At 41.6% G+C, this 9,877-nt stretch carries 9 protein-coding genes; 6 read left to right on the forward strand and 3 right to left on the reverse strand.

Translation table 11 applies throughout. From position 1 onward, the window contains the following. Positions 1–20: 20 nt before the first annotated feature. The 4 genes from A3G19_RS01265 (at position 21) to A3G19_RS01280 (ending at position 6,145) form a co-directional block, all read left to right on the forward strand. The gene (locus tag A3G19_RS01265) at positions 21–1,589 is read left to right on the forward strand and encodes an EAL domain-containing protein (RefSeq protein WP_294870195.1); all 1,569 of its coding nucleotides are present in this window, start codon (positions 21–23) and stop codon (positions 1,587–1,589) included. A 64-nt stretch (positions 1,590–1,653) separates the two neighbouring features. Next, positions 1,654–4,335 (forward strand): EAL domain-containing protein, encoded by a 2,682-nt coding sequence (locus A3G19_RS01270; protein WP_294870198.1) that lies wholly within the window; start codon positions 1,654–1,656, stop codon positions 4,333–4,335. Positions 4,336–4,484: 149 nt separating this feature from the next. Then, complete coding sequence (locus A3G19_RS01275; protein WP_015653868.1) at positions 4,485–5,255, forward strand: GGDEF domain-containing protein; 771 nt, start codon at positions 4,485–4,487, stop codon at positions 5,253–5,255. 14 nt (positions 5,256–5,269) lie between these two features. Then, complete coding sequence (locus tag A3G19_RS01280) at positions 5,270–6,145, forward strand: DMT family transporter (protein ID WP_041192424.1); 876 nt, start codon at positions 5,270–5,272, stop codon at positions 6,143–6,145. A 7-nt stretch (positions 6,146–6,152) separates the two neighbouring features. Here A3G19_RS01280 and A3G19_RS01285 read toward each other — a convergent pair whose 3' ends face one another. Beyond that, on the reverse strand, positions 6,153–6,422 hold the full coding sequence (locus A3G19_RS01285; protein ID WP_015653870.1) for a hypothetical protein: 270 nt from the start codon (positions 6,420–6,422) through the stop codon (positions 6,153–6,155). A 264-nt stretch (positions 6,423–6,686) separates the two neighbouring features. Between A3G19_RS01285 and A3G19_RS01290 the strand changes: the two genes are divergently transcribed. Further along, positions 6,687–7,454 (forward strand): hypothetical protein, encoded by a 768-nt coding sequence (locus A3G19_RS01290; protein ID WP_294870200.1) that lies wholly within the window; start codon positions 6,687–6,689, stop codon positions 7,452–7,454. A gap of 60 nt (positions 7,455–7,514) precedes the next feature. Then, positions 7,515–8,183, forward strand: coding sequence for an energy transducer TonB (locus A3G19_RS01295; protein ID WP_015653872.1), 669 nt, complete (start codon positions 7,515–7,517; stop codon positions 8,181–8,183). Between the two features lie 162 nt (positions 8,184–8,345). Here A3G19_RS01295 and dinD read toward each other — a convergent pair whose 3' ends face one another. Next, complete coding sequence (gene dinD, locus A3G19_RS01300; RefSeq protein WP_015653873.1) at positions 8,346–9,200, reverse strand: DNA damage-inducible protein D; 855 nt, start codon at positions 9,198–9,200, stop codon at positions 8,346–8,348. 74 nt (positions 9,201–9,274) lie between these two features. Further along, positions 9,275–9,877: aldolase/citrate lyase family protein (locus tag A3G19_RS01305; protein WP_294870202.1), on the reverse strand; the 603-nt coding region annotated here is incomplete at its 5' end.

A 9,877-nucleotide genomic window follows, 5' to 3' on the forward strand; every position in this document is an offset into this window, starting at 1 on the left:
CGCATCTTTGAAAGGGAACCATGGAGATCAATAATCACCAAAGCATTAAAAGTGCCTTCTGGGTCTCTATTCTTTATCTTATTTTCGGATTTCTTTGGATCTATTTCTCCGATTCAGCGGTCGAAGCGATTGCAACCAACCATCATCAGCTTAGTTTACTGCAAACCTACAAAGGGTGGTTTTTTATTCTGATCACTTCCATATTGCTTTATCTCCTTACCTATCAATTTTTGTACACACAATTTCTTCAATATTCCAAAAACATCGCCGAACAGATCCGATACCAAAAAACTATTTTAGACGCAAAAGAGAGATTTGATCGCCTCGCTCATCACGATCCTTTGACCAATTTACCAAACCAACTCAGTCTCATCGAAACGTTGAATCTCAAAATGGCAGAAACGGATCAAAGTCCCTTTGCTTTGCTCTTTTTGGATTTAGACGAGTTTCAACAAATTAATGATTCTTACGGACACCGTTTTGGGGATAATCTTCTCATCGAAGTAGCACATCTACTCCGAAGTATTTTTCCTCCAAATACCTATATCGCCCGTACCGGCGGTGATGAGTTTCTCGTGATAACCCCGTGTCATGACAATGACCCTTCACTCCGAACCCAACTGACACACCTAATTGACGGGCTAAATCACCCTTTTCATATCGATAATATCGATGTATACACCTCGGCCAGTATCGGAATCGCCCATTTTCCCAAAGATGCCATAACAACCGAAAACTTGCTCCAATGTGCCGATGCCGCAATGTATAAAGCCAAAAAAATGGGAAAAAATACCTTTTATTTCTACAGCACAGACCTCATCGAAAATGCATTGCAGCGGACCACTATGACCGGTAATTTGAAAAAGGCTCTCGAAAACGGGGAGCTAAAACTTTTCTATCAACCTCAAGTGGACCCTTATATTGAAAAGATTATCGGCTATGAAGCACTGCTGCGTTGGGAAACTCCCGAAGGTTTTATCCCCCCTTCTATTTTTATCCCGATCTGCGAAGAGAGCGGATTCATCCTCGATATCGGCAAATTTGTCTTGATTGAAGGGTGTAAAACCGCACTTCAATGGCAAAAATTAGGTATTTTAAACGGGCTTATTGCGATCAATGTCTCAGCTCGACAACTCGCACACCCCGATTTTATCTCTACCCTCGATAACATTATCCATGAGACGCAATGTCCACCCTCTTGTATAGAGCTCGAAATTACCGAAAGTTCAATCCTCGAAAATCCTGAAAAGATGATTTTGTTGCTCGAAACGATCAAAGAGAAGGGATTTAAAATTTCAATCGATGATTTCGGAACCGGGTATTCCTCCCTCTCCTATCTCAAACATCTTCCCATCGACAAACTTAAAATCGATATCTCGTTTATTCGCAATATCACCTCAGAACCCAAAAACCAAACCATTGTCAAAACCATTATCGCTCTGGCAAAAGGACTTGGGATGGAAGTCCTCGCAGAAGGGGTAGAAAGTGCCGATGAACTCGGGTTTTTACGCGAAAATGGAATCGATTCGGTCCAGGGATTTTATTATTACAAACCGATGGATCCGAACTTTTTGACGGATTTAATTTAATTTTCTATACGTTAAACCATCATCTAATGTATAATTGCTGATTAATATCACATGTGGATAATGAATGCATCTTATTTTTTCTTTTCTCGTTCTACTCTGTATAATTCATCCAACTCTATTTGCATCGAATAACCCATCGAAACAAAACATTGATATCGGTATCATTTCATTTCGTCCCATTGCCGAAAATCAACAAATATGGCAACCTCTCGCTGATGAACTCAACCGTCTCGAACCCCAGTACAATTACCGCATTCACTCGTATAAAGAAATCGATCTTGAAAAAGCGGTAGCGCTGAATAAACTGGATTTTATGGTTGTCCATTCGCTCTCTTATGTCACGATGGAAACCAAATACAATGCCCAAAACATCGCCTCAATTATCCGTCAAGACGATCAAAAAAAACAACTTACCCGCTATGGCGGTGTAATCGCCGTTAAATCCGATCGCCATGATATCAATCAACTCAGTGACATTCGAGATAAAACAATTGCAACAACACACAAAGAAGCCTTTGCCATCTATTTATTGCCTCTCGATACCTTGATGAATGCCGGGGTCGATATTCGTAAAGATTGCCGTCTCATCTTTACCGGTCAGCCGCAAGAACGAATACTCGACACCCTACGCTCCGGTGCGGCTGATGTCGCATTTTTTCGGACCGGCTACATCGAAGAGATGATCGCTAAAGGAAAACTCAAAAACGGTGAATTAAAAATCATCAATCCTCAGCCTAAAACCGACACATTCCATTATTTCCGTTCCACACCTCTCTATCCCGAATGGGCTGTTGCAGCGACCACCCGTCCAGATCCCGAAACCATCAAACAAACAACCCTTGCTTTGTACCATATCAATTCTACTCTTTACAATGATTATCACTCCTTTTCCAATCCGATCTCTTATAAATCGACCCGTGATTTAATGCAGAAATATCAAGTTTATCCCTTCGATAAAATGACATTCAGTTTTCAAGACGTTTTGCAAAAATATTCCTTGCCACTCATCTTGCTTTTTAGTATGATCACCGTTGCGGGAGCCTCTTTTACGTTTTATTACATCATCTCCTCTCGCAAAAACCGTGAACATACTTATGAGATCGAATTAATACTTTCTACGGCCAGTGATGGGGTCCATGTACACGACTTGGACGGAAACCTCCACCTTTTCAGCGATTCGTTTGCCTTTATGCTGGGGTATACGCGACAAGAAACCGAGAAGCTGAGTGTATACGACTGGGATCATTATTTCGATCCCGCAATAATCCACGAGATGATGCATAACCTCACACAAGAACGTATTACCTTTGAAACGCGCCATACCCGAAAAGATGGAACGCAAATCGACGTAGAGATCAATGCAAAAGGGATTATGCTCAATAACAAACCCTACATTTATGCCTCAGCACGTGATATTACCGAACGTAAAATCCATCAGCAAAATCTTATAGAAGCCAAAGAACATCTGGATGCATTAGCCCATCACGATCCACTAACCGGATTACCAAACCGTTTAAGCCTTATTGAGACACTAAAAATCAAAACCGATGGGATGGAAGATCACCCGTTTGCCCTCTTTTTCCTCGATCTCGATGGATTTAAAGAGGTAAACGACTCCTACGGGCATCGATTTGGAGATACACTCCTCGTCCATTTTGCAACCCTTCTCCAAGATATTTTCCCGCCAAAAACTTTTATCGTCCGTACCGGAGGAGATGAGTTTGTCATTGTTTTAGGGTGTCAAAAAGATCATAATCTTATTCAATCCACCATGGATCAACTGGTTTCCATCCTCAACAATCCTTTCCACATCGAATCAACTGATATTTACATCACTGCCAGTGTCGGTATTGCGATGTATCCAGCCGATGCAGAAACAACCGAAGAGTTACTGCAGCGTGCCGATGCTGCAATGTACAACGCCAAAAAAATGGGAAAAAATACCTTTAGTTTTTACAGTACCCATCTGACCGAAAGTGCCCTGTACCGTACAACAATCGCTACCAGTCTCAGAAAAGCGCTCTCGAGTGATGCCTTAGCGCTCTACTTTCAACCCCAAGTCGATATTCATACTTCTAAAATCATCGGTGTTGAAGCACTTATTCGTTGGTTTACCCCCGATGGAAGTATTTCGCCGGCTATCTTTATTCCGATTGCCGAAGAGACAGGTTTGATACAAGAGATCGGTGATTTTGTCCTCTATCAAGGGTGTCAGATTGCACATAAATGGTCAGAAGCCAATCTGTTACAAGGACGTATTGCGATCAATATCTCAGCACGGCAACTTACGCATGTGAACTTCTTAGCGACACTGGAGCGTATTATTATGGAGACACACTGTAACCCCGCATGGATTGAACTCGAAATTACCGAAAGTTCAATCCTCGAAAATCCTGAAAAGATGATCGTATTACTGGAAATCCTGAAATCCAAAGGATTTTACATCTCTATCGATGATTTCGGAACCGGATATTCCTCCCTCTCCTATCTCAAACATCTTCCCATCGACAAACTTAAAATCGATATCTCGTTTATTCGCAATATCACCTCAGAACCCAAAAACCAAACCATTGTCAAAACCATTATCGCTCTGGCAAAAGGACTTGGGATGGAAGTCCTTGCAGAAGGGGTAGAAACCTATGAAGAACTTGAGTTTCTACAAACAAATGGAGTCGATTCCGTACAAGGGTTCTATTTTCATAAACCATTGTCCATAACAGCAATTGAAAAATTGTTTTTACCTTAAAAGACAACCTTTCAGAAGCTTTATAAAAACGTGTTCTGCCTGCTGTTACTGAGATTGAATTTATTGTGATTATTATCCTAAAATTCAGTATACTGGCAGGGAGTAAAAAGTATAATCATTAACTATAATTGATATTAAAATGGAAAAATATGGCTGATTTACATCAAGAGCACATTGAAATCACGAATCAAGTCAAACAAGCTATTCATAACGTACCCATTGTATTTCCGGCTCAGTATGGGAAACTCTACTACGAAGCCTCACAATCTCGTGATATTCATCTCAAACCCGATGAGCTGTTAACCTATGAGATGCTTGATGAAAAAATCGTTCGTCACATTATCACCCTCTCTGAATGTGCCGACCACGCTATCACAGCCATAGAGACTGAAGACAAATCGCTTTTAACCTCCATTTTAGAGAAAACCAAACAACTCCAACAAGAGATCCAAGAACTCCAAAAAATCGTTTACGAAGATGGTCTGACCAAAAGTTATAATCGAAAATGGTTCGACGACACCATCTTGACTCAGGATAAACTCTCATTACGTGACAGCGGTACAATCGTGATGATTGATTTGAATAAATTTAAAGAGATCAATGACACCTACGGTCATCTCGTCGGCGATAAAGTACTCATCCATGTTACAGCAAAACTCAAAGAGAGCGGAGGACGGGTAGTACGCTATGGCGGAGATGAGTTTATCGTCGTTTTTGATGCTAAAGTTTCCACCTCTGATATTAAAGCGAAAATCGAAAATATTCTCCGCTATTTTGAAAAAATCCATTTCAAGGTTGAGGATAAATCGTTTAAAGTCAGTTTTGCCTACGGAATGGCACCCTTTACCCGTGGTGCAGATGTCCTCCACGTTGTGGAGGCCGCAGATAAATCAATGTATCGACATAAAAAGGGAGCATAGACTATAATCGCATCATGATTTCACACCTGAGCGATACACGCCGAGGCATAGTTTATATGTTGATGGCCTCTTTTTTATTTGCCCTTACGATGTTATTCGCAAAACTTCTATCGGGTTCGATGGGCTCGGTCGAAGTGACCTTTTGGCGTAATGCGATCGGATTGATCGTTATAGCCCTTTTCAGCCTGAACAAACCCATCCGAAATATCGGCGGAAAACCCTTCACCCTTATTTTTCGCGGTGTTATCGGAACCATAGCCCTCCTTACCTTTTTTTATACCATCAGTGCTACTACCCTCTCCAATGCTATCGTTTACGCGAAAACCGAACCGATTTTTACCGCTTTACTCGCCTTTTTACTCCTTAGAGAAAAACTTCAATCCGGTGCTATTTTCGCTATATTCATAGGTTTTGCCGGTGTAGCGATGCTCAGCGGAATGAATCTGGGATATCTTCATGTTATGGGGATATTGACCGGCTTTCTCTCGGCGTTGGCTTACACCAGTGTCCGAAGCCTCAAAGCCTACTATGACGAACGAACCGTTGTCCTCTCTTTTATGCTATCGGGAGTGCTTATCCCCGTATTTTTGATGTTTACCGCGCAATACATAACGTCAGAATTTTTCGCCTTTGCCCTAACCCCGTTTATTGAGCCTTCCGGTTATGACTGGATTTGGATTGCATTGATGGGAGTTACTGCCGCTTACGGGCAAATTTACATGACCCGTGCCTATTTTTACGCTAAAGCAGGGGTTATTAGTACGGTGAGCTATTCAGTGGTACTTTTTGCCACGTTGTTCGGAGTGATGTTGGGAGATCTCTTCCCGACACCAATGGTGATTGGAGGGGGAGTGTTAATTGTTCTTAGCGGAGTAATTCTCTCTCGGTAAAAATAACTTATAGTTTATCGTCCAGTTTTTCAGCGATGCTATCACCGAGCTGATCGATTGGCATACCCTCATTTTTGTTTGAATGTTGTACTTTTTTCTCTTTAACACTCTTAGTGACTGTGGGCTTATCTTTGATTGTTTCTTCGGTTTTGACCTCTTCTACCGGCGCTGTTTCGTTATTTTCACTGGCACGCTCTTTTAAATAATCATCCAAAAAAAATGCTTTAAAAATCAAAACAACAATGGCAAAAAGTATAATATAGACAATACGCCGCATCTATTTTCTCCACTTTCATCTTCAAATATCATAGCACAAATTGTTTAACAACTATTGCAAGAAGTAAATAACCGTCACGTATTCCTTAGCCTTTTCCATTTCATTAGCTAATACGAGGTACAATTTCCCTCATTGTGCACTTCGTGCCTTATCTAAATACTTTTTGAGACTATGAAGCGAACCCAATCTTTTTCTTTCTATGCACTGTTAATCGCTTTACTGGTGCACCTTATTATCATATTGTTACTTATGATGATGAATCAATTGAAACCTTCTATCCCGCCCGAAACGAAGCCTCCAGAGCCTAAAGAGGAACGTTTTAGACTCTCACTCAAAGAGATGCCGAACAACAGACCCGAAGCCATTGTCAAAAACGATATTCCTAAAATTTCCCCTACCCTTCCCATCCCACGCGGTGAACAGCTTATCAAAAACACCCAACCTATACCGAAGCCGCAAACCATCAAGCCGACACCTCCGGTAACGCCTGCCACTAAACCAATACCTCCGGTTTCTGAACCGATTGTAGAGCCTAAAAAAGCATTCGAGCGCCATGTTGCTAAAACGGTTGCCGAGATTCAGCGGCAGCCTCAACCCAAAAAAGAGCAAGGGCTGTACGACATTCTCTCCAAAGCCGATTCATCAGCCCAAGAGCGCCCAAAAAGTTTTACCAAAGTCAGTGATAGTATCCAACGTCTCTACGGTGATAAATTTAATGAACTCTCCGAAGGGGAACAACGCTATATCCTTGATAACCAAGAAGTGATGCGCCGTATCACCCAAGGAGTCTTAGATCGTTACGGCCGATCTCGTATTCCCGATAATATTCGTATAAACGATACCAATATGATCGAATTTTATCTCCACCCCAATGGAAGTATTTCTGATATACGTTTTCTTAAAAACAGCCAACTCTCCATTTTGGACGATACGACCAAAGAGGTGATCGAACTGGCCTACGGCCAATATCCAAAACCGCAACAAAAAACACTGATTCGCTACCGTGTTTTTTACAATCTTACAGGGTATTAAATCTCTCTTCTAATGTGAAGTTTTTAATAACATCGGAACTTCAGTGGTTATAATCAACGTATGAAAGCAAACCGATTTTTGTTAGCGCTTTTCATTGCAATCTTTATTCATACGCTGTTATTGGGGTTGTTTTGGTTTTTGGTATTGTACGAAGAGATATCCGATCAAAAACCATTTTACAAAGAAAAGCGCTTTGGTATCACCCTCAGTGAAGAGACTGAAATTATGGATACGATCCCCTCAGCGAGCCAATCACCCACACAAATCACCGAATCTGAACCATCCAAGGCTCTGAGCGCTTCAACTACACCTATAAAACTGCAAGAACCTTCATCCCAAATTTCACTGAAACATATAACCGAAGCGGACCGAGAGAGCCTTCCATTCTCTGTCCTCCACCACTACGGTGATGAATTTTTCGCCCTGAGTGCAGGTGAACAGCACTATATCATCGATAATCTCCAAAAAATACGTAAAATCAATGAGATGGTCGGTACACGATTACTGCGTGAACGCCCCGATGATGTCGATCCGATGGATAATAACGTGGTCGAGTTCATCCTCAACCCTGATGGAAGAATCAGTGATCTCTCATTGGAGAAAAACCGTATCGGCACACCGCTCGATGAGCTAACGCTCCAAACCATCAACCTCGCCCATCCCAAATATCCCAAGCCCGACCAACCGACCCATATACGGATAAGGGTTTATATTATTGTCAAAGAGTGATTTTTATGCTTTCTTTTCGGAGGTAACAAAGGTTTTGTCATTCACGCTATTCCTACAGTGCCTAGGGACAAATTGTCCCCATGTAGTTTTATAATTCTTTTCTGAACTATCTTCAACTATGGCGAATTCACCACAGTTAGAATCGCTCTTCATTGTAGTCGCTCACTTCTTCTCTTTGGGAAGTGCACTCTCTTTGATCAGTTTTTTCTCATCGGATTTGACTTTACGTTCGAGTTTTTTCAAATCTTCCGCTCTCGGTAATTCTTCGGGTTTAATCCCACGTTCCACCAATAATCCTCGTATACTTTCATTATTTTGAATATGCTCATTGGTAATGGCATTTTCACCATAGAGATCATTTTGCTTGACATTATGATTGGTGATTTCGGTCGCAAGATTTTTCGCTGTGATGGTAATCGTCGGAAGAAAATCCGCTAATGATCGGTTATCGGGTACTTCGAGTTTATCTTTCATCGCCTGTGTTGCGTATCCTCCAAACAGCGCACTATCTCCTTTAGAACGAATTCGAGCAAACCCTTTATCATCCACACCCCGTTCATAGATATTTTTTGAGAGTTCGGTTTCTGACTCACGAAGTTTTGCGCGTGCTTGCAAACGATCTTCCAACTCTAGGCGTTGTTCTAAAATCTCTTGTTTACGTGTTTGGATCGCAAAATAGGTTTGTGCAAAAGCGATTTGCTCTTTTCTGCTATCACCGTTTTGGGCGATGAGATAACACGCATAGCGTGTGAGCATTATGTCTTCTATATTTCTTGTAGCTTCTGATCCGATAGAGACCATTTTTCCCACGTGGCGAAAATGGTCTGATACATCAACATTGGAATTTTCACATGCATCTTTTGCTTTATCGATGACATTTTGAAATTTATCCCAACCTTGGTATCCCAGCATTTTTTGCAAATCCCGCGCATACCAGTATTCGGTTCGTCCATCGTCTAATATATTGGCGATAGCGTTAAACTCACTCTGTAACGTTTCTATGATCTCTTTTTTCATAGGTCACCTTTGATGGTTTTCTTCATTGTACCCCGTCGCAAGAAAATGATGTAGAAATATGACAATATGAAAAATTACCGCACATTCAATACTGCCAATGCACCCTTATAAATCGGCTCGTCAATAAATCCATACCGCTCATCCGTGAAACCGCTGATTCCCCGCGCACTGTGTTCTTCAAACAATCTTACAATCTCACGGCATCGGCTTATCTCCGCATCAGTGTGTCCAAAATTCTCATGAATCAGTTCTACCTGTGCAGGGGAAATACACCCTTTCGCATCAAATCCCATCATTTTTTCCAACTCCAGCCAATTGCGCAATCCGTCACTGTTTTTGTAATCTTGATAGACAAAAGAGACCGGTTTAATCTCACAGGCTCGGCAGGTGATCAAAAAATGGGACAATAGATAGTGAACCGCAGGGTTATCAGGGGTAAGAAGGCTCTGAGAGAGACCCAAATCGGCAAAGAGATCCAAAATCCCTAAATAATAGGCTTTTATCCGTGAATCAATATTGAGATCCGCCAATGCCAGCCACGCCTCTTTGGTTTCGATGGAGAGATGAATTTCAATCTCTTCATCCACCAACGTTAAAACCCTTTTCACATCGGCTACACTCCGTATTTTCGGGACACGGATCGCATCGGGCATAAAAGGGTTGAGAAACAATATCTC

Origin of the sequence: Sulfuricurvum sp. RIFCSPLOWO2_12_FULL_43_24 (genome assembly GCF_001829605.1) — a bacterium.
In the GTDB taxonomy this organism is placed as follows: domain Bacteria; phylum Campylobacterota; class Campylobacteria; order Campylobacterales; family Sulfurimonadaceae; genus Sulfuricurvum.